The 18,057-nt window shown below is 50.8% G+C and carries 18 protein-coding genes; 6 read left to right on the top strand and 12 right to left on the bottom strand.

Annotated elements, in window-relative coordinates:
* Position 1: 1 nt before the first annotated feature.
* The gene (locus B3Z23_RS01005; protein WP_294900324.1) at positions 2–778 is read right to left on the bottom strand and encodes a glycosyltransferase family 2 protein; all 777 of its coding nucleotides are present in this window, start codon (positions 776–778) and stop codon (positions 2–4) included.
* Positions 778–1,107 carry a hypothetical protein gene (locus B3Z23_RS01010; protein WP_294900327.1) on the bottom strand — a complete coding sequence of 110 codons (330 nt, stop codon included), beginning with the start codon at positions 1,105–1,107 and terminating at the stop codon, positions 778–780. The genes B3Z23_RS01005 and B3Z23_RS01010 overlap by 1 nt, the downstream gene beginning before the upstream one ends.
* 900 nt (positions 1,108–2,007) lie before the next feature.
* Here B3Z23_RS01010 and B3Z23_RS01015 point away from each other — a divergent pair.
* Positions 2,008–3,201 carry an MFS transporter gene (locus B3Z23_RS01015; protein ID WP_294900330.1) on the top strand — a complete coding sequence of 398 codons (1,194 nt, stop codon included), beginning with the start codon at positions 2,008–2,010 and terminating at the stop codon, positions 3,199–3,201.
* A gap of 109 nt (positions 3,202–3,310) precedes the next feature.
* Here the strand turns inward: B3Z23_RS01015 and B3Z23_RS01020 are convergent, their stop codons facing one another.
* The 3 genes from B3Z23_RS01020 to B3Z23_RS01030 form a co-directional block, all read right to left on the bottom strand.
* Positions 3,311–4,069 carry a class I SAM-dependent methyltransferase gene (locus tag B3Z23_RS01020; protein WP_294900333.1) on the bottom strand — a complete coding sequence of 253 codons (759 nt, stop codon included), beginning with the start codon at positions 4,067–4,069 and terminating at the stop codon, positions 3,311–3,313.
* Complete coding sequence (locus tag B3Z23_RS01025; RefSeq protein ID WP_294900336.1) at positions 4,050–4,547, bottom strand: MarR family winged helix-turn-helix transcriptional regulator; 498 nt, start codon at positions 4,545–4,547, stop codon at positions 4,050–4,052. Before B3Z23_RS01025 ends, B3Z23_RS01020 begins: the two co-directional genes overlap by 20 nt.
* 308 nt (positions 4,548–4,855) lie before the next feature.
* Entirely contained in the window at positions 4,856–5,377 is a 522-nt protein-coding gene (locus B3Z23_RS01030; RefSeq protein ID WP_294900460.1) for an SRPBCC domain-containing protein, read from the bottom strand.
* A 230-nt stretch (positions 5,378–5,607) separates the two neighbouring features.
* Between B3Z23_RS01030 and B3Z23_RS01035 the strand changes: the two genes are divergently transcribed.
* Complete coding sequence (locus B3Z23_RS01035; protein WP_294900339.1) at positions 5,608–6,507, top strand: LysR family transcriptional regulator; 900 nt, start codon at positions 5,608–5,610, stop codon at positions 6,505–6,507.
* 352 nt (positions 6,508–6,859) lie between these two features.
* Entirely contained in the window at positions 6,860–8,122 is a 1,263-nt protein-coding gene (umuC, locus tag B3Z23_RS01040) for a translesion error-prone DNA polymerase V subunit UmuC (protein ID WP_294900342.1), read from the top strand.
* Between the two features lie 162 nt (positions 8,123–8,284).
* On the opposite strand, the gene umuD is transcribed toward umuC, so the two are convergent.
* The 3 genes from umuD to B3Z23_RS01055 form a co-directional block, all read right to left on the bottom strand.
* Entirely contained in the window at positions 8,285–8,707 is a 423-nt protein-coding gene (gene umuD / locus B3Z23_RS01045) for a translesion error-prone DNA polymerase V autoproteolytic subunit (RefSeq protein ID WP_294900345.1), read from the bottom strand.
* A 142-nt stretch (positions 8,708–8,849) separates the two neighbouring features.
* A complete protein-coding gene (locus B3Z23_RS01050; RefSeq protein ID WP_294900348.1) occupies positions 8,850–9,830 on the bottom strand; it encodes a LacI family DNA-binding transcriptional regulator in 981 nt (326 codons plus the stop codon).
* A gap of 225 nt (positions 9,831–10,055) precedes the next feature.
* A complete protein-coding gene (locus B3Z23_RS01055; protein WP_294900351.1) occupies positions 10,056–10,790 on the bottom strand; it encodes a pirin family protein in 735 nt (244 codons plus the stop codon).
* A 143-nt stretch (positions 10,791–10,933) separates the two neighbouring features.
* On the opposite strand from B3Z23_RS01055, the gene B3Z23_RS01060 reads away from it, so the two are divergent.
* A complete protein-coding gene (locus B3Z23_RS01060) occupies positions 10,934–11,404 on the top strand; it encodes a MarR family winged helix-turn-helix transcriptional regulator (RefSeq protein ID WP_294900354.1) in 471 nt (156 codons plus the stop codon).
* Between the two features lie 13 nt (positions 11,405–11,417).
* Here the strand turns inward: B3Z23_RS01060 and B3Z23_RS01065 are convergent, their stop codons facing one another.
* Positions 11,418–11,834, bottom strand: a complete 417-nt coding sequence (locus B3Z23_RS01065; protein ID WP_294900357.1) for an ester cyclase — start codon at positions 11,832–11,834, stop codon at positions 11,418–11,420.
* Between the two features lie 510 nt (positions 11,835–12,344).
* Between B3Z23_RS01065 and B3Z23_RS01070 the strand changes: the two genes are divergently transcribed.
* Together B3Z23_RS01070 and B3Z23_RS01075 are read left to right on the top strand one after the other, a co-directional pair.
* Entirely contained in the window at positions 12,345–13,292 is a 948-nt protein-coding gene (locus B3Z23_RS01070; RefSeq protein WP_294900360.1) for a dihydrodipicolinate synthase family protein, read from the top strand.
* Between the two features lie 246 nt (positions 13,293–13,538).
* Positions 13,539–15,308, top strand: a complete 1,770-nt coding sequence (locus tag B3Z23_RS01075) for an aconitase family protein (RefSeq protein WP_294900364.1) — start codon at positions 13,539–13,541, stop codon at positions 15,306–15,308.
* A 416-nt stretch (positions 15,309–15,724) separates the two neighbouring features.
* Here the strand turns inward: B3Z23_RS01075 and B3Z23_RS01080 are convergent, their stop codons facing one another.
* From B3Z23_RS01080 to B3Z23_RS01090, 3 genes are read right to left on the bottom strand one after another with little or no spacing between them, the layout of a single operon-like run.
* The gene (locus B3Z23_RS01080) at positions 15,725–16,450 is read right to left on the bottom strand and encodes an amino acid ABC transporter ATP-binding protein (RefSeq protein ID WP_038017858.1); all 726 of its coding nucleotides are present in this window, start codon (positions 16,448–16,450) and stop codon (positions 15,725–15,727) included.
* Positions 16,443–17,093, bottom strand: a complete 651-nt coding sequence (locus tag B3Z23_RS01085) for an amino acid ABC transporter permease (protein WP_294900369.1) — start codon at positions 17,091–17,093, stop codon at positions 16,443–16,445. The genes B3Z23_RS01080 and B3Z23_RS01085 overlap by 8 nt, the downstream gene beginning before the upstream one ends.
* A 10-nt stretch (positions 17,094–17,103) precedes the next feature.
* A complete protein-coding gene (locus B3Z23_RS01090; protein WP_294900372.1) occupies positions 17,104–17,769 on the bottom strand; it encodes an amino acid ABC transporter permease in 666 nt (221 codons plus the stop codon).
* Between the last annotated feature and the right edge of the window lie 288 nt (positions 17,770–18,057).

Consider the following 18,057-nt stretch of genomic DNA (forward strand, 5'->3'; position numbering starts at 1 on the left):
GCTAGTGTGATTCACCTGCCATCCCGAAATTAATGGCCTGGCAATAAACCGGCAGACGACAAAATGCCTGCAGGTCTGCGGGGGTACCCAGCCCGTACATGCCCTCCATCTCACTGCCAATATTGACCATCCCCAGAGGACCACGGCCTGCAGCCAACATATAGTTGTAGACCGGAGCCACGTAGAATTCCCCCTGACTACGGTCGTTATTTCGGATCATCTGTTCTGCAAACCGACAAAAATCACTACCATACCGGTAGTTATAAATACCAACCGTTGCCTGATCAGAAACCACCTGTTTTTCTGTTACCGAGACTACATTTCCGTGACTATCACAGCAGGCATATGACCATTTAGGATCACTGGCTGTCATTGTCATTATCAATCCATTCAGCGAACGGTCTTCCATCTGTTGCAAATAATGATTGATGTTGGTATCCACCCACTGATCTGAATTCGCGATCATCAGCGGCTGAGAGTTATCTATGAATGCTTTTGCCGCCAGCACCGTACAGGCAGCACCTTCTGTAATACCTTCCACAGGGACAATAATCGCTCCCGGTGCAATATGCTGAAGTATCTGTTCCAGCCGGTATTCTCTGACATGAGAGGATTGGCAGATAAAAATAAACCGGTGTGCTGCCGCCGGACGAAGGTTATTAACCACGACCTCAATCATTCTTTTGTCATTCAACATAATTAAGGGTTTAGGGTCGCTGTAACCGGCTGCAGAGAAACGGCTACCTCGCCCGGCCATAGGAATAACAATATTAATCATTATTTCTCTCCCGCAGGATATTTATCTGCACTTGCAGCCGGTAATTTAACCACCACTGTCGTCGTATCTTCCTCTGCAAAAAAGTCAGTCACCTCTCCCGGCTCAAGAGTAATGATATCTCCGGATATAAAATCCCCTGCGGTCATTCTCACTCGCCCTGAGATTATCATCGTGATTTCGGTAGCAATTTTATGATAATGAGCAGCCTCGTAATCACCGGCAGAATAATGCTTCACTGCAACTTCTACCTGGTCAGTCTGAAACACCGCGGGATTAAATGGTCCGATAAACCAACCTCGAATCATCTGCTGTATATTTTCTTTTTTCATAGTTTTACCGGTACCAGGATATTCCTTATCAACATACCCGGAGAGCAGCTAAATATAATTTTATTAGCCCCTAAAAATAGAACCCATCGCTTAAAAATAAGAATATTTCAGATGTAGCTTAGGTTTAAGCTCAGTCTAATTCCTTTTTAATGCTATGTAAAACACATGTGGCAGAATAAAAAACCAATAACTATATAACTAACGATATCAAAATCTAAATACTCCAATACCCTAAGAGTTAATCGCCACTATTTTTTTTAACTTAAAATAAAAGATCGTTTATTTAAATAATCGATAATTTAACGACAGGGTTTAATTAACCAAAATATTCATTGCAAAACCCCTTCCTTTCTCTAAACCTGACACCTTTAAAATCGAATAAAATAATAACTTCCTCTAATCACTAATAATGAAATATTCCGAGTTACATTTATACAGAATAAAATTACCGGTTAATTTTATTGCTAATAACTGATGAATTTTTGCGCTACAGACTAAACCAGACACCGGGGAGGTGAGTGACACTCTGACTGGCTCTGGTCATTTATTCGGCCGGTCAGATGCAATATCAGGTCCCGGCATGCTGGCATAAAATTTTTTAATTATTCCGGAGCCGATATCTGAGTTTGTTGCTTTCTGAAAAGCCGGCATTCCTTGTCCCGGGGTGGCTACCATGAGTCTACGGTCTTCTGATCGCAAAATGTTAGCTCGCCGCCAGCCGATGGCTGCTCATCCCGGTACTCCGGCCGCAATACAGCACTGAACGGCTGTCATCAGAATATTCACTTGTACTTCATCATGTTTTACGCACAATTGTGACTCGTTATCGGTGATCTCCCGGAACTCCCTGTCGGGGATTTTTAATCTGAGCGCCAGGGATCGTTTATTTTCAGGAACAGCATGAGCAACAATCAAAGACAAACCGCACTGACTCAACAAACTGCATTATTTTCATTGATGTTTTTACCGGGGATCAGTTGGTCAAGCTGGGTCAGCCGGACCCCCGCGATGCGGGATATTTTACAGGCTTCAGTTGAAACGATGGGCATGATCCTGTTCGGCTTTTCCTGCGGTTCGATGGCAGGAATTTTGCTGGCGGGTAAACTGATTAACCATTATGGTATCCGCCCGGTGATGACTGGCGGATATTTTCTGCTGCTGAGCGGATTGCTGGTATTAGCGTTAAGTCTGAATCTGCAGAGTGTGGTACTGGCGTTCTCTGCTCTGGCGCTGTTTGGCTTTGGTACAGGAATCGCTGATATCTGTATCAATATCGAAGCATCAGCATTTGAACGACTGCAAAAAAAACCAATAATGACGATTCTGCACGGTTTTTTCAGTTGCGGTACTCTCGTCGGAGCGTTAGCCGGAATGTTGTTGACTCACCTGCAACTTGCTCCTGAATGGCATTTCACCCTGATTTTCGTACTGGCAGGCTTATGTGTATTACCGTTGATAAAGCGGCTCGGCTGGCACAGTGAACAAGAAATCATCAGTAATACACATCATGACAGCTATCTGACGCAGGTTGTCAGTGCACTGCGTGACAAGCGCCTGCTTTTGCTGAGCGTAGTCATCCTGGCCATGGCGCTGGCTGAGGGTGCCGCAAATGACTGGGTGCCCCTTCTGATGACCGATGCATATCATTTCAGTCATTCCAGTGGGGTATTGGTCTATGTCGGTTTTACTGCAGGCATGACCCTCGGACGCTTTATTGGTGGCAGTTTTGTTCGCCGTTTCGGCCGGGTGTTAATGCTGAGATTCAGTGCTCTGTCAGCAATTACCGGTCTGCTGTTAATCGTTTTCTCTGCCAGCCAATGGCTGGCTGCGGTCGCCGTATTGCTATGGGGAATTGGCGCATCACTTGGGTTTCCGCTAACACTGTCGGCCGCCGGGGAAGGCAACAACAGCAATATTCGTGTCACTATCGCTGCGACTGTGGGTTATGTCGCTTTCCTGGCCGGACCGCCGTTGCTGGGGATAACAGGTCAGCATGCCGGCCTGAAAATGGCGATGCTACCGGTTCTGCTGATGGTAACGCTGGCTTTTTTCTGTACCTCTGCAGCCAGCCATCCACCGAAACCCTCCCCCTGAGGTTATGACCTTATTGCCCTGGCGGCCAAAAGCCCCTGTGAATTGTCTCTTTGTGTCATGCCATTGTTAGCTATTCGCAGGCGGCAGAACCGCCCGGCTCAGCCTGAGATCAACCCACTTTTCCGGCCCGGATAATCACCGGCCAGTTGACTGGCCGCAGTGTTTGCGGGTCACCCCATAACATCTCAATATCCCGGCTAAATTGCTGTAAAACCGTAGCTTTCCCCGCTTCGCGTGCCCGGGTCACCGCAGACCAGGTGGAGATATATCCCAGCAGTTGTTGCAGGGTCCACTGATAGCTGATGCGCAACGTCGGAGTGGGAAGTTCATCAAACGGGAAGTAGATGTCGCGGTAGCCGTTATCCACCCGTTGCCTTTCTGGCGGCCAGTAAGGACCGATTTCATCCTGATAAAAACGCAGAAACCGTTCATTTAACAAGGGTTCCAGCTGTAATACACCGTAGCTTATCAGCGCAATCACGGCCTCCGGGGCCGCGACTCGTTTCACTTCCCGGTAAAACTGTTCCAGCTTAAACCAGTGGGCGGCCTGGGCCGCAGTAATCAGGCTGTACTGTTTAGCGTCCTGTGGCAGAGTTTCAGCGGCCGCACAGTGGTAAGTCACCCGCTCATGCAGGACAGCACTGTGAATCTGCGTCTCACTGGGATCGGTGCCGGTAACCGACTCAAAATAGTCGGCCAGCAGACAGGTGAGTTGTCCGTTGCCACAGCCGACATCCAGTGCGGACTGTCTGTCCGGTGCCAGAGTCGCCAGAAAAGCCGCCAGTTCTGCAGGATAACGGGGACGATATTGTGCATAATCACTGCCACCGGCACTGAACCAGTTACGATCACTTACGGTTGATGGCATGTTGTTCTCCTGTGACTGACAATGCTGCACTGGCAAGTGCGATTCTTTCCTGAAAACCCCGGGTTTCAAGGCAATGGACCAGTGTTTCCAGAGAACGCATCACCGGCCATCCTGCATCCTGTTCCAGTGTGGCTATCGCCCCGAAAATGGCCTCCCAGTGACTGAGTAATCTTCTGGTCAGCGCCTCCCCCTCTGGCGTCAGGGTGAGTGCTGAACTTCGGCCATCACTGAGTTGATGGCGGCTAACAATCCCTTCCTGTTCCATCAGAGCTACCGACTGACTGACGGCTCCCTGAGTCAGACGGGTAGCTGCCGTGACGTCCTGAATAGTCACGGCTCCTTCATGCATAGCCCGCAGGACAGGCGTGAACCGTGGCCGATAGCGGATATTCATATTCCGGTAAGTTTCTTCAGAACCTTTATCCACTAATTCAGCCAGATATCGGAGTAACTCTCCCAGGCCGGGTTTGATTTTCATACACTGTTCCTCGCTGATGATGAAAAATACATTAGTGCTAATGTATTTTGATAGCAATAGTCCGTGGTGTTTTTTCATCACCCGCACCAACGTTCTCAGGGAGAATAAGAATTCAGAGGAGAAAAATGGCGCCCCGTATCCGGCGCCATATCGGTGTTACTCGCTGACGCTGTAGCGCTCCAGCCGGTGTGAATAAGGGGCCGGCAGGCTACGGGCTGGCAGATACCCTCTGGTTCATCCAGCGGACGAGATGGCTACTCTCTTCCAGGGCACAACAGGCCCTGGAGTGGCTCAGTCAGCGGATCTGATTACTTCCCAGCTTTTGCCGCTTTTGCGGCAGCCACCAAGCCCTTCAGCCAGTCCTGATGACCATTAATCATCGGGTCAGGTTTAGTATTCGCCAGTTCAACGGCAGGCTTACCATTCTGTGTTTCCTGGGTCAGGATACGTACCCGGTTATCCGGCAGATCTTCCACCAGCCAGGCATGCAGTACGTCCAGACGTTCATCAGTACCTTCTTCACCCGCCCAGCCATGCCATGATACACGGGCAGCTTCACCTGGCGCTGGCGCCACATATTCGGTCACTTTAGATTCCACCGGGAAACCGAACGTTTCGAAGTAAAAACGGACGTCCTGCTCCAGTTCCGGGCCTTTGTTGTCATAAAAGCGGGTATTCGCCGAGTTTTGGTAATACTCAGGCCAGTGTGCCGGGGTAGTGAGTAATGGCCAGATATCTTCCGTCGTCAGACCCGCCACAATCACTTCATTAGAACAGTAGTTATCAGAAAAACCAGGCACGAAACCTTCCGGCCAGTGAATTGCATTCATTTTCATCGTCGGTCTCCATCATAAAAAGCTACGCATTCTGTTAGCGGACAACAAAATTATCTGACTGATGAAGAAATAAGGCCAATCACTATTTTTTATTTCAGATATCACGAAATATAATATCTTAACCCGGCGTTGGTTGTAATTTTATGGCCGGCTGACTGGCTAAATCCTCCGCCGCATGCTTTGATAACCGCTGAATTCTGAGTTTCCTGTCATTCCAGAGAGCTATGAAAACCGATATCCGTACCCTTGATCTTAATCTACTGAAAACACTGGATGCGCTGCTGGATGAGCGCAGTGTGACCCGTGCCGCTGAACGGTTGTCTCTGACACAACCGGCGGTCAGTGGCATGCTGACACGGTTACGTGAGTGTTTTGATGACCCGCTATTTACCCGCAGCCAGCGTGGAATTATTCCAACCCTGCGCGCCCTTGAGCTGGCCCAGCCGGTAAAAGCGATTCTGGCGGAAGTCAGCGAACTGTTGCAACCGAAAGCCTTTGATCCTGCCACCGCAGAAATAACGTTAAAAATAGCGGCCACTGATTACGCCCTGCGGGCGGTGATTGTTCCGTTTATGGCAGCACTGCAGTTACAGGCTCCAGGGATCCGTGTAGCGGTGCTGCCGGTGAATAATGAACAGCTAAATGCTCAGTTCGAGCGCGGGGATATTGATATTGCGCTGGTCACCCCCGACAGTGCTCCCCCGGATCTGCATGCCCGCTCTCTGTACCACGAAGACTATGTCTGTTTAATGCGTGAACAACACCCGCTGGCACAACCGAACGCCCTGACGCTGGATGCATTTTGCGCTGAAGATCATGCTCTGGTGTCGTATAGCGGGGGAAATTTCCGCGGTGTCACTGACGAGGCCCTGGACGCTCTGGGCCGTTCCCGGCGGGTTACCCTGTCGGTATGCAATTTTTTGGTGCTGCCGGAAATTTTACGCGTCAGTAACCTGATCAGTGTGGTTCCACGCCGGCTAACGCTGAATCTGCCAGGCCTGAAAGTGTTACCGCCACCGCTGGCAGTTAAAGGCTTTACCAAAATGGTCGTCTGGCATGACCGCACAGATCGCGATGCCGCCCATCGTTGGTTACGGGAATTGCTGTTTGATATTGCTATCTGATGCCGTTAAAGCGCCTTTTAGAGGCTGGCACTATACTACACAGCTGACCATCACGAGCAGCCCCATTATTCTGTTACTTCCTCCCCCCCACCCGCTAAATTCCCTTACCCGCCAATAGCTTTACCGGCTTGTTCCTCCGGGAGCTTGACCCATTTACCCTACCGATGAATACTGTATATATAAACAGTATTTATCGGTGGGGAAATGACCCTGGTTATCACTATCAATCACAGACTGAGAGACGGATTATCCGCCATTCTCTTGCACAGTTATCCGGCCTGGTATGTTATCCGTCAGTTTATCCGGCTGAGGGAAAAGTACTTCTTTCTGTCACCAACATCACGGAGGGCTTATGTTCGCGCTGGTTGATGTCAATTCATTTTATGCCAGCTGTGAGAGCGTATTCAGGCCGGATCTGCGGGGAAAAGCCGTGATCGTGCTGAGTAATAATGACGGCTGTGTCATTGCCCGAAGTGCCGAAGTGAAAAAACTCAATATTCCGATGGGCGCTCCGTACTTCCAGCTAAAAGATGAGATAAAAAAACATAATATTCATGTCTTTAGCTCTAACTATGCCCTGTATGCCGATATGAGTAATCGCGTAATGTCGATCCTGGAAAGCATGGCCCCTTCGGTAGAAATCTATTCGATCGATGAAGCCTTTATGGATCTGAGTGGCATACGCAATTGTCGGGACCTGGATGAGTTTGGCCATGAAATTCGCCAGAGGGTGAAGCAGGAAGCACACCTGACCGTGGGAGTTGGTATTGCCCCCACCAAAACGCTGGCAAAACTCGCTAATTATGCAGCAAAAAAATGGACAAAAACCGGCGGGGTACTGGATTTATCCAATGCCGAACGTCAGCGTAAACTGATGTCGCTGGTGCCGGTAGAAGAAGTCTGGGGCGTTGGCCGCAGAATTAGCCGCAAACTGAATACCATGGGAATTATCACCGCTAAAGATCTATCTGAGCAAAGCACCTGGATTATCCGCAAACACTTTAATGTGGTACTCGAACGTACTGTCCGTGAATTGCGCGGCGAACCCTGTCTGCAGCTGGAGGAGTTTGCGCCGGTAAAACAGCAAATCATCTGTTCGCGCTCTTTTGGTACCCGTATCACCGAATTCATAGCCATGCGTCAGGCGGTCTGTGCTTATGCCGAACGTGCCGCAGAAAAGTTGCGCGGTGAACGCCAGTACTGCCGGCAGATTACCGTATTTATCCGCACCAGCCCTCACACTGCCGGCGAAACATTTTACGGCAACCAGGCAACAGGAATACTACTCACCCCTTCTAACGATACCCGCGATATTATTCATGTCGCGATGGATATGCTCGAAGGTATCTGGCGCGACGGGCATCGTTATATGAAAGCCGGGGTGGTGCTGGGGGACTTTTTCAGCCAGGGAGTGTCACAACTCAACCTGTTTGATGAACATGCCCCCCGTGCCAACAGTGAAGCGCTGATGCGTGTGGTTGACGGGCTGAACCAGAGTGGTAAAGGCAAATTATGGTTCGCCGGACAGGGGATTCGTAAAAGCTGGGCGATGAAGCGCGATATGCTGTCCCCTGCCTATACCACACGCTATAGCGATCTGCCGGTGGCGAAGTAACCGGTCGTTATCCTGCCCTGCATGGCAAAGGGATATCAGCGAGAGCAGCCATAAAGGATATTCAGCGGCGGGATGGTATTGGAGATAGCAGTAAAGCATGAGAAAAGGCAGCTTTTTTTACGGACTGGCAGCATCCTTCCATAGCGCTGCCACTCCCCCGCCTTACTGGCCGAAGGTTTTTACCACGTGCCTGACGACCCCGAAAATCTCGAACTGATCGGGATCGGTAATGGCAATCTCCGAATACCTGGCATTCATTGGCCGCAGATGCAGGGAAGGACGCAACATCAGCTGTTTTACCGTAAATTCACCGCTGACTGCAGCCACCACAATATCTCCATGCCCGGCAGTGAGTGAACTGTCAACAATCAGCATATCTCCGTCATCAATCCCGCCTTCCGTCATAGAATCTCCACTGACACGGATAAAATAAGTCGCCCCGGGATGATTCACCAGCAGTTGATTCAGATCGATCCTTTGCTCAACATAATCCTGCGCCGGGGACGGGAAACCACAAGGAACACGGCTGATAAAAAAAGGCAGTTCCAGAATTGCGCGGATCTCCGCGGGCTGATAAAACTTCATAACCGGACTCCCGGAAAATTACTGTATATACATACAGTATCTTTAATCTGCAAAACAGATCAAGATTGCAGGATGGGATTTTTGTCAATTCAATGACTACGAAGGGAATTTTCTGGCAATCCCGCCGGGCAGGCCCGCAATATCAGCTACTGGAGCGAACCACCAGCCGCCAGTCCAGAACCAGCCGCTCAGCATCACTGTCCGGGTGCTCAATTTTATTTAGCAATAATCTGACTGCCTGGCGTCCGATGTCTGCCGAGGGTTGTTCAATGGTGGTCAGTTGCGGGGAAACCATTTCAGCCAGCGGAATCCCGTCAAACCCTACCATGGCGATGTCGCCGGGGATAGAGAGCCCGGCGTCCTGAATGGCGCGCATCGCGCCGGCGGCCAGGGTATCGGAAATGGCAAATACAGCATCGGGCCGGGGAGCGGTTTTTAGCAAATTATCCATGGCGGCTTTACCGGCAGCAAAACTCAAGTCGCTGGCATATTCGATAGCGCTATAGTCATTGTCTGCCTGCCGAAGTGCATCAAGATAACCTGCTTCACGAAAACGGGCATACTTATAGTTCAGATCATGATTGATCAATGCGACCCGCCGGTACCCCTGTGACAGCAGGAAGTTGACCACATAACCGGAAGCCTGATGATCATTAATGCCGACACAAGAAATATCTCCCGACTCTGCATGCTCAGCACACTGAACCCAGGGCATCCGGCCAATCAGGGTGCTCAGCTCCGGCAACCGTGAAGTCGCATCCATGGTAATAATACCATCCACCATTTTCCCCGAAAGTAAGGCCAGCCCCGAACGGGATCGCTGCGGATCGGCTCCGGAATTACACAACAGTATCCGGTAACCATTTTTTTCAGCCTGCTCTTCAATACCTTTTACCACATCGGCACAGAAAGGGTTGCCGATATCAGAAACCATCACCAGAATCATGGAGCTGCGCGAGGTTCGCAACTGGCGGGCCAGCAGATTAGGCTGATAATTACATTCACGGATAGCCGCCAGCACCCGTTCACGGTTTTTGGTTTTTACACTGTCGCTGTTATTCAGCACACGGGAAACCGTGGCAACAGATACACCTGCCAGCCTGGCTATTTTTTGTATCGACATAAAAGACCCGCCATCCTGCGATCAATTGACTGATCAGAGGCTAGCATAAGTTTAAGAAAAACAGCTACGGGTTGCCGAAGATTCCTGCCATCAGGCCATCATGTAGAGCAAACCATCGGGTGCCGGGCCTTACCATACAAAGCCCGGCTCTCAATCTGACCAGGAAAAAATCGTTACCGATGCTGACAATCCCACCGGCGCACCGGTGAAACCTCCGTCAGTTTCTCACGATCCGCTGATGAGACCGTCAGTTACCGCGACAGCATCCAGCCGAACCAGAAAACAGACCAGTGTCGAGGTTCCGGTAGATTCCGCTGCCGGTAATTCCCCCTCCTCACTACAGGCCGCATCGCCTTTATACAACGGAGGGCCTGTCATATCGATTTCCCCCTCCATCACATACAGATATTGCGCAAATCCCGGCCGTGACGGGATAGCTACCTTATCCTTATGTTCCAGCCTGATATCATAAATAAATACCTGCTGGCGAATATCCAGAGGCGCGTTTTCCCCTTCGGGGCCGGCCAGTAATGTCCATTCGCCGGTAATCACTCCCTGAGGGCGGTCCATAAACTGCACCCGTGGTGGCAGATTTGCCGCACAAGGGCGGATAAATATCTGCAACAGTTCAGCAGGAACAATAGGTGTAGACTCCTCATGCCAGCAGCCTTCACCGGCATTCATCATCATCAGCTTTTTAGCTGACAGCGGTACGCGGTTACCCTGCTGATCTTCGTGTACCATGGAACCCTGCCAGAGATAACTGAGTATTTCATCATTCTGATGCTGATGCATACTGACCAGGGCACCGGTTTGCAGATTACTGTGATCAATAATACTCAGCGGCCCCAGAGAGGGGTCATCACGCCCGGGAAGGATATGACCAGGACGCATACGACGAATTCTGAAGGCTCCATATTCAAACGCCGTGTCAGGTTCAGCACGTAATAAGTGAAACATAACGATCTCCATCGCTGATCAGGAATTACCACTGACAGCCTTAATTAAATGATATGCTGCTGAGAAATATCCGGTATCCACACCAATAGCGGTCATCCTCTGCAGAGCAGGGATGGCCGGCTCTGTTCCCGAAGGAGATTATCGTGCCACCTGTTCACCACAATAGCCCGGCAGAAGAGACACAGCAATTGGGTGAAGAACTCAGACAGGTAATTAGTACGTTTGTGCGTGAAGTCAGAAAGGCAACCGGAACCCGGCGCAATTCTCAGCACGAGACTCTGGAACTGCTGGAAACTTCCGGCCCGTTGTCTGTGGCTGAACTGGCACGTCTGCGTGGGGTAAAGCATCAGAGTATGCGACTGGTGACTGCCGAACTGGAGCAACAACAGCTGGTGCTCCGCCAGAAAAATCCGGCGGACAGCCGCGCACAGTTGATCAGGTTAACCGACGATGCTCATCGTCAATTAGCGGCTGCCAGAGCCCTGCGCTCTGAATGGATTAGCCGTGAATTGCATCGAAAACTGGATAAAGCATCACAGGAAGATTTACGTCATGGACTGGCTGCACTGCGTAAACTGCTCGATACCGGGCTGCAGCCGCCAGAAGATCAATAGTGATTTTTCGCCGCTAACCTGCGGCTGCCTGTAGCTGACGAATGACTTCCGGTAAATTGTTGAGTCCCCAGTGGGCGATATAGCGTCCGTCGCGAATCTGCACCATATCAAATACCGAAATAACCACCGGCAACCCCGTCGCCTCTACCCCGCCCAGTGTACCGCTGTGATAACCGCGGATGGTTTTGCGTGTTGAGACTATATCGTTTTCGGCCACCAGCAGTTCCAGGCTGACCTCTAACTGAGAAATCGCCGGCCGCAACACCTGGTCAAAGGTATTCCACAGACTCTGCTTATCACTGGCCATCCCCGGTGGGGCGGTATGATTAATAAACTGATCATCCACCAGTTCATCGAATACCTGCCTGTTCCCTTCGGCAATCACCTGCTGGTTAAAGCGCCTGACTACCTGCTTGTTCTGCTCTGACATTGTCTTACCCCTCTCAATATATACAGTTTAACTGTATATATTGATGGAAAAGAATACAAGCAGATTATCAGACTCCCACTGGTTACATATCATTAATCCCGGACAACGTTTACCTGCACCGCTCCCGAAACTTAGCCCGGTCCGGCAACAGCTTCTGAACTTTTCGGCCTATCTGACGGTGTTGCTGGCTGTAGTCAGACAGCAAACGCTGGCCGACAGAAGACTAAAAGATTGTCAAAGTTCACTGTTATCACCCTCTTCGCCCCACCCTGTCTTTGATTATTGCTTTAAATACAACGACTCCCACAAAGATAAGAATTTCTTAGATCAGATCGGCTTTACAAGCCAAAAGGGTATGTATATCGTATACCATAGTTGATAGACAATAAACGAACATCCCGGGCAGGGTGATATTACCCAATGATGCCGACAGGGGATTTCACCCTTTATGCAGTCGCCCGCGTCTGCAAATCGATTAGCGATGTCCGAACAGACATTGGAGGAAATAAGATGAGCGCAAATATCTTTACCGGCACTATCCCTGCCCTTATGACACCGTGTAATGCGGACCGCCAGCCTGACTTTGACGCTCTGGTGGCAAAAGGTCGTGAATTGATTGATATCGGTATGAGTGCAGTAGTGTACTGTGGCTCAATGGGTGACTGGCCACTGCTGACCGAAGCTCAGCGTCAGGAAGGTGTTGCCCGTCTGGTGGCCGCCGGCGTACCTACCATTGTGGGTACCGGAGCCGTCAATACCAAAGAAGCCGTATCCCATGCCGCACATGCGGCCAAAGTTGGTGCTCAGGGTCTGATGGTTATTCCCCGGGTACTGTCACGGGGTTCCTCTCCGGCGGCGCAGAAAGCCCACTTCTCTGCCATTCTGGCTGCGGCACCAAAGCTGCCGGCCGTTATCTATAACAGCCCGTACTATGGCTTTGCCACCCGTGCCGATCTGTTCTTTGAACTGCGCAGCCAGTACCCAAATCTGATTGGCTTTAAAGAGTTTGGTGGTGCAGCCGACATGCGCTATGCCGCAGAAAACATCACCTCTCAGGATGATGACGTTATTCTGATGGCCGGTGTTGATACTCAGGTGTTCCATGGCTTCGTGAACTGTGGTGCGACCGGAGCTATTACAGGCATTGGTAATGCCCTGCCACGCGAAGTTCTGCAACTGATCGATTTAAGCAAGAAAGCGGCTCAGGGTGACGCTACCGCCCGTCGTCAGGCAAAAGAGCTGGAATCAGCGCTGGCTGTGCTGTCATCTTTTGATGAAGGAACCGATCTGGTACTTTACTACAAATATCTGATGGTTCTGAACGGTGATAAAGAATACTCACTGCATTTTAACGAAACCGATGTACTGAGCGATGCGCAACGCCGTTATGCAGAAACCCAGTACACTCTGTTCCGTAACTGGTACAGCAACTGGAGTGCGCAGCTGAATCAGGCATAATTAAGCCATATGACCGCTTGCCGGCCATAGCAACAGCAGCTCCCGTCTGCACAGAGGAGCTGCGATGTCGCCCGACACCAGCCCTCTGTGTATTTTTTGAATATCAGCTCACCGTTACTGCTCAACGCAGCAATAACAGAGGGGCATTTCACGGTTCCGCAGGTCGTTAAGCCTGGTATTCTCCTGTCCTGACACCTGCAACCGGAACCCGTACCGATAATGATAAGCCGGATAACAGGTATCGCGATGACTGTAATGAGCAATGTCCCGACAAATTCCGCTGTACAGGGGCGCAGCCTGGTGGAAGGAAGTACCGAAGGGACGCTAATTTCTGCCAGTATTGGCCTGAGTTTTTGGGGCGGGATCGACCCTTTCAGCGGTGAAGTCATTGACCGCCATCACCCACTGAGCGGTGAAATAATCACTGGTAAGATTCTGGCGATTCCCAGTGGACGCGGCTCCTGCACCGGAAGCAGTGTGATGCTGGAGCTTATCCTGAACGGTCATGCCCCTGCCGGGCTGATCCTGGCCGAACCAGATGAAATACTGACACTCGGCGTATTAGTTGCCGAGGTTATTTTTGGCAAATCCTTTCCTGTACTCTGCATCGGGGCGGGGGCATTTGCTGAATTGCCCGCCAGCGGTACCCTGACCCGTATCGATGGGAGTCATGCCAGCTTCGGCGATCAGGAGCCGGTCACGCCGCTCTCCCAGCCAGAACCCGTCAGCCATACCACACTGAATCTGCAACCCCATGACAGAGAGATGCTGGAGGGATTACACGGTAAAGCCGCTCAGGTCGCCATGCAGCTTATTTCACATATTGCGGCACTACAGGGCGCAACCGAACTTATCAGTATCACCCAGGCCCATATCGACGGATGTATTTATACCGGCCCTGCCAGTCTGCGCTTTGCTGAGCAACTGGTTGCCTGGGGTGGGAAAGTCCGGGTACCGACTACCCTGAACTCCATTTCGGTGGATAAACGCAAATGGCGTGAACTGGGCGTAAGTAAAGATCTGGGGGAACCCGCCAGCGCACTCGGCGATGCTTACCTGAATATGGGGGCCAGAGTCAGTTTTACCTGCGCACCTTATCTGCTCGACAGCAAACCAGCAGAGGGTGACCAGATAGTATGGGCTGAATCTAATGCGGTGGTGTATGCCAATAGTGTGTTGGGTGCCAGAACCTTAAAGTATCCGGACTATCTGGATATTTGTATCGCACTCACCGGGCGGGCACCATTGACCGGCAGCCATTGTGATGACGGGCGACGTGCAACAGTACAGGTTGATGTACAGAAACCGGCCGGTGCTGATGATTCGTTCTATCCTCTGCTGGGATATCATATCGGGTTGCTGGCCGCGACAGAGATCCCTGTCATTCACGGTCTGGAAGATGCAGCACCCGACTCAGACGATCTGAAGGCCTTCGGAGCAGCCTTTGCCACAACATCAGCAGCACCGATGTTTCACATTGCCGGTGTCACGCCGGAAGCCCCGGATACCGCCACTGCCCTGGGCGGAAAGACTCCACACCGGCATCTGACCGTGTCTGCCGATGACCTGGCACGTTCCTGGCTGGAGCTGGACAGTTCTGAAGAACCCGCTGTCCAGTTGATCTCTTTGGGGAATCCTCATTTTTCATTCACCGAATGTGAGCGTCTGGCCGCATTGTGCAAAGGCAGAACCAAACATCCACAAACCGCAATGGTGGTGACGATGGGTCGCGAGGTCAATATTCAGGCAACAGCTGCCGGATATATTGCGGAGCTTGAACGCTTTGGTGCCCTGATTGTGACGGATACCTGCTGGTGCATGCTGGGTGAACCGGTGATCCCGGTGGCGACATCGACGCTGATGACCAACTCCGGTAAATATGCACACTATGCACCAGGGCTGGTCGGGCGTAAGGTCCACTTTGGTAGCCTGGCAAACTGTGTGGAAGCCTCATGCTCAGGCCACTGGTTACGTGGTGTGCCCGAATGGATTCTGGCCGCACAACGTCCACGTTAATGGTTCTCCTTGCTCCTTGCTCGTTGCGCCGGGCATCGCCCGGCGTTTTTTTGCGGCCGGAATAATTACCCCCCGCTTCTTCCAGGGTCTCTCACGACACACTGAACCTCCTCATGTCCGCCATTTTTTCCCTGTCACCACAGACAAAAAAGAACTCAGAGGTCATTCTCCGATCCTGACGTTTGTGAGTCTCTGAGACAGCTTTTATCTCCGGTACCAGACAGACCCCCGCCTCATTGTCATCAGCTTACCCGTGACCGCTTGCGTAGAAAGGATGAGACTGAGATCAGTTATTCACTGGCAGATATTGCTCAGAAAATAAGGCACAGGACAACGAGTCAGCAACAGGAAAAGATTAACGATGTGCGGAACAAAGCTAAAAAACAGTGGCCGGCAGGAACTGCCGGCCTGAGGGGTCAGGCAACGACCGATTTAAGAAACTCCGCTGTTTCCGGGGTCTGAGGATGACCAATCACCTGGTCAGGAGTGCCAATTTCATGCACTATTCCATTACGGAAAAACGCTACCCTGTCAGAGACATCACGAGCGAAACGAATTTCGTGAGTCACCAGTACCATTGTCATACCATCTTCCGCCAGCATACGCATGGTATCCAGCACTTCACCCACCAGTTGGGGATCGAGCGCCGAGGTAGCTTCATCAAATAGCATATAGTCCGGTGACATCGCTAATGCGCGGGCAATGGCCATACGCTGCTGCTGCCCGCCAGATAAGCGCCCGGGGAAGACCTTGAGTTTTTCACCTAAACCTACATGCTTTAATTGCCGGACAGCCATTTCTTCGGCGTCTGATTTGCTTAACCCCAGAACCTTACGTGGTGCCAGCATCACATTTTCAAGTACGGTCAGATGCGGGAAGGCATTCCACTGCTGGAACACAATTCCAATTTTCTGACGTAGCCGGTTCAGGTCAGTGGTTTTATCATGAACTTCAATACCATCAACCCAGATATTACCGCGCTGGATAGGTTCAAGACCGTTAAGACACATCAGTAATGTCGATTTGCCGGATCCCGACCCACCAATAATCGACACGACTTCGCCTTTTTTAACCGTCATGCTGACGCCTTTAATGACTTCCAGATCACCAAACGATTTATGTACATCATTAATTTCAATCATTTTCCTGCCACCTTTTTTCCAGCATAGAACCCAGCCAGGCTAACACCATGCTCATTACGTAATAAATAACCCCGACGATACACAGTACCAACAGGGGCTCCTGAATACGGGTTACAATAATTTGTGAGGCTCTGAGCAACTCGATAATGCCGATCCACATCACCAGTGAGGTATCTTTCATTAACCCCAACAACAGATTCAGCCAGCCGGGAAAAATGACCCGTGCCGCCAGTGGGAACACAATAAACCGCATATCCTGCCAGTAACTCATACCTAAAGAGCGACTGGCCCGTCGCAGGTTAAGTGGCACAGATAACAAACCACCACGCACAATCTCGGTACAAAATGCCGCGGCATACATCCCCAGCACCAGATAACCAATCGTAAAAATGCTCCAGTCGAGATTAAGAATGCTTTTCAGGGCGTTAAACAGCACGAACTGAATCAGCAGGGGCACACTTTTAAAGATGTCCATCAGCAAGGCTATCGGTAGCGTCGCTTTGGGCATCGTAATACGTGCCCAGCCCAGTATCAGACCGATAAAGGTTCCCATAACGATAGAAGCCGCGGTAAGTTCCAGGGTAGTTGCCGCCCCCTGCAGCAGGAAAACAAAGTCCTGCAGAGTAAAACTGGTAGTAAACATGGGTTATTCCTTAATAACGAAACAGTCGCCAGCCCAGACCGCGGGCACCCAGTACAATGACCTTGGCAATCAGGTAATAAAGCACAGCAGCAATAGAGAAGAGTTCGAAGGTACGGAAAGTCAGTACGTTGAAGTTTTGGGTGACTCCGGTCAGATCATTATCCAGACCGACCACTACCCCCAGCGAGGTCATCAGTACCGACCAGACCATCTGGTTAGTCAACGGATGAAAGACCACCCGCAGCAGTTGTGGCACCACAATTGTCCGGTAGGCCATAAATGCCGGCATGCCCAGCGAACGGGCAGCCCGAACCTGGGTAGACGGAATGGCTTTCATACCACCACGGAATATCTCTGCCAGATAGCCGGCATTATTAAATGCGATCCCACCGATCAGCGCCGTCCATGAGCTGATGTTGATATTGAAATTACCCAAACCGAAATAAAGGATATAGATCTGGAATAATGAAGGGGTGTTCCTGGCGACCGAAATCCATGCCATTGCCACTCCACGCAATATTTTACTGCGGGAACTCCGCATGGCCGTCAGTGCAAAGGCGAGCAGGATACCCAGAACCATGGTAATCACGGCGGTTTCAAGGGTGACTAACGACCCTTGTAACATCTGTGGCAGCACATTAAAGGCGCTTCGCCAATGGAAAGTATAATCAAACATAAAGATCACCTTTGTAGGTTTATTATCTTAGTATTTCGTATACGAACTACTTTACATACAAACTTTATGCCAGGTTGTCACTGGCTAACACAATTCGTTTTCGCGACAGGTATCAGAAAAAATAGTGATAATTTTCAGTAAGTCACAGCAGACCTTTCTCCCCGGGGGGGGGAGCGGGAAAACAGCGGACTCGTTTGGCCAGCCATTGCCACATAAAAAGGACAGCCTGTGCTGTATTCAGGCACACCCACACTTGCCGGTGCGCCAAAATGTGGCAACGGCTATCCT

It is taken from the genome of Tatumella sp. UBA2305, assembly GCF_002345795.1.
In the GTDB taxonomy this organism is placed as follows: Bacteria; Pseudomonadota; Gammaproteobacteria; order Enterobacterales; family Enterobacteriaceae; genus Tatumella; species Tatumella morbirosei.

Bases quoted from the DNA above. Each gene is read 5' to 3' on its own strand.
- B3Z23_RS01005 (WP_294900324.1), bottom strand. From the start codon at position 778: ATGATTAATATTGTTATTCCTATGGCCGGGCGAGGTAGCCGTTTCTCT.
- B3Z23_RS01010 (WP_294900327.1), bottom strand. From the start codon at position 1,107: ATGAAAAAAGAAAATATACAGCAGATGATTCGAGGTTGGTTTATCGGA.
- B3Z23_RS01015 (WP_294900330.1), top strand. From the start codon at position 2,008: ATGAGCAACAATCAAAGACAAACCGCACTGACTCAACAAACTGCATTA.
- B3Z23_RS01020 (WP_294900333.1), bottom strand. From the start codon at position 4,069: ATGCCATCAACCGTAAGTGATCGTAACTGGTTCAGTGCCGGTGGCAGT.
- B3Z23_RS01025 (WP_294900336.1), bottom strand. From the start codon at position 4,547: ATGAAAATCAAACCCGGCCTGGGAGAGTTACTCCGATATCTGGCTGAA.
- B3Z23_RS01030 (WP_294900460.1), bottom strand. From the start codon at position 5,377: ATGAATGCAATTCACTGGCCGGAAGGTTTCGTGCCTGGTTTTTCTGAT.
- B3Z23_RS01035 (WP_294900339.1), top strand. From the start codon at position 5,608: ATGAAAACCGATATCCGTACCCTTGATCTTAATCTACTGAAAACACTG.
- umuC (WP_294900342.1), top strand. From the start codon at position 6,860: ATGTTCGCGCTGGTTGATGTCAATTCATTTTATGCCAGCTGTGAGAGC.
- umuD (WP_294900345.1), bottom strand. From the start codon at position 8,707: ATGAAGTTTTATCAGCCCGCGGAGATCCGCGCAATTCTGGAACTGCCT.
- B3Z23_RS01050 (WP_294900348.1), bottom strand. From the start codon at position 9,830: ATGTCGATACAAAAAATAGCCAGGCTGGCAGGTGTATCTGTTGCCACG.
- B3Z23_RS01055 (WP_294900351.1), bottom strand. From the start codon at position 10,790: ATGTTTCACTTATTACGTGCTGAACCTGACACGGCGTTTGAATATGGA.
- B3Z23_RS01065 (WP_294900357.1), bottom strand. From the start codon at position 11,834: ATGTCAGAGCAGAACAAGCAGGTAGTCAGGCGCTTTAACCAGCAGGTG.
- B3Z23_RS01070 (WP_294900360.1), top strand. From the start codon at position 12,345: ATGAGCGCAAATATCTTTACCGGCACTATCCCTGCCCTTATGACACCG.
- B3Z23_RS01075 (WP_294900364.1), top strand. From the start codon at position 13,539: ATGACTGTAATGAGCAATGTCCCGACAAATTCCGCTGTACAGGGGCGC.
- B3Z23_RS01080 (WP_038017858.1), bottom strand. From the start codon at position 16,450: ATGATTGAAATTAATGATGTACATAAATCGTTTGGTGATCTGGAAGTC.
- B3Z23_RS01085 (WP_294900369.1), bottom strand. From the start codon at position 17,093: ATGTTTACTACCAGTTTTACTCTGCAGGACTTTGTTTTCCTGCTGCAG.
- B3Z23_RS01090 (WP_294900372.1), bottom strand. From the start codon at position 17,769: ATGTTTGATTATACTTTCCATTGGCGAAGCGCCTTTAATGTGCTGCCA.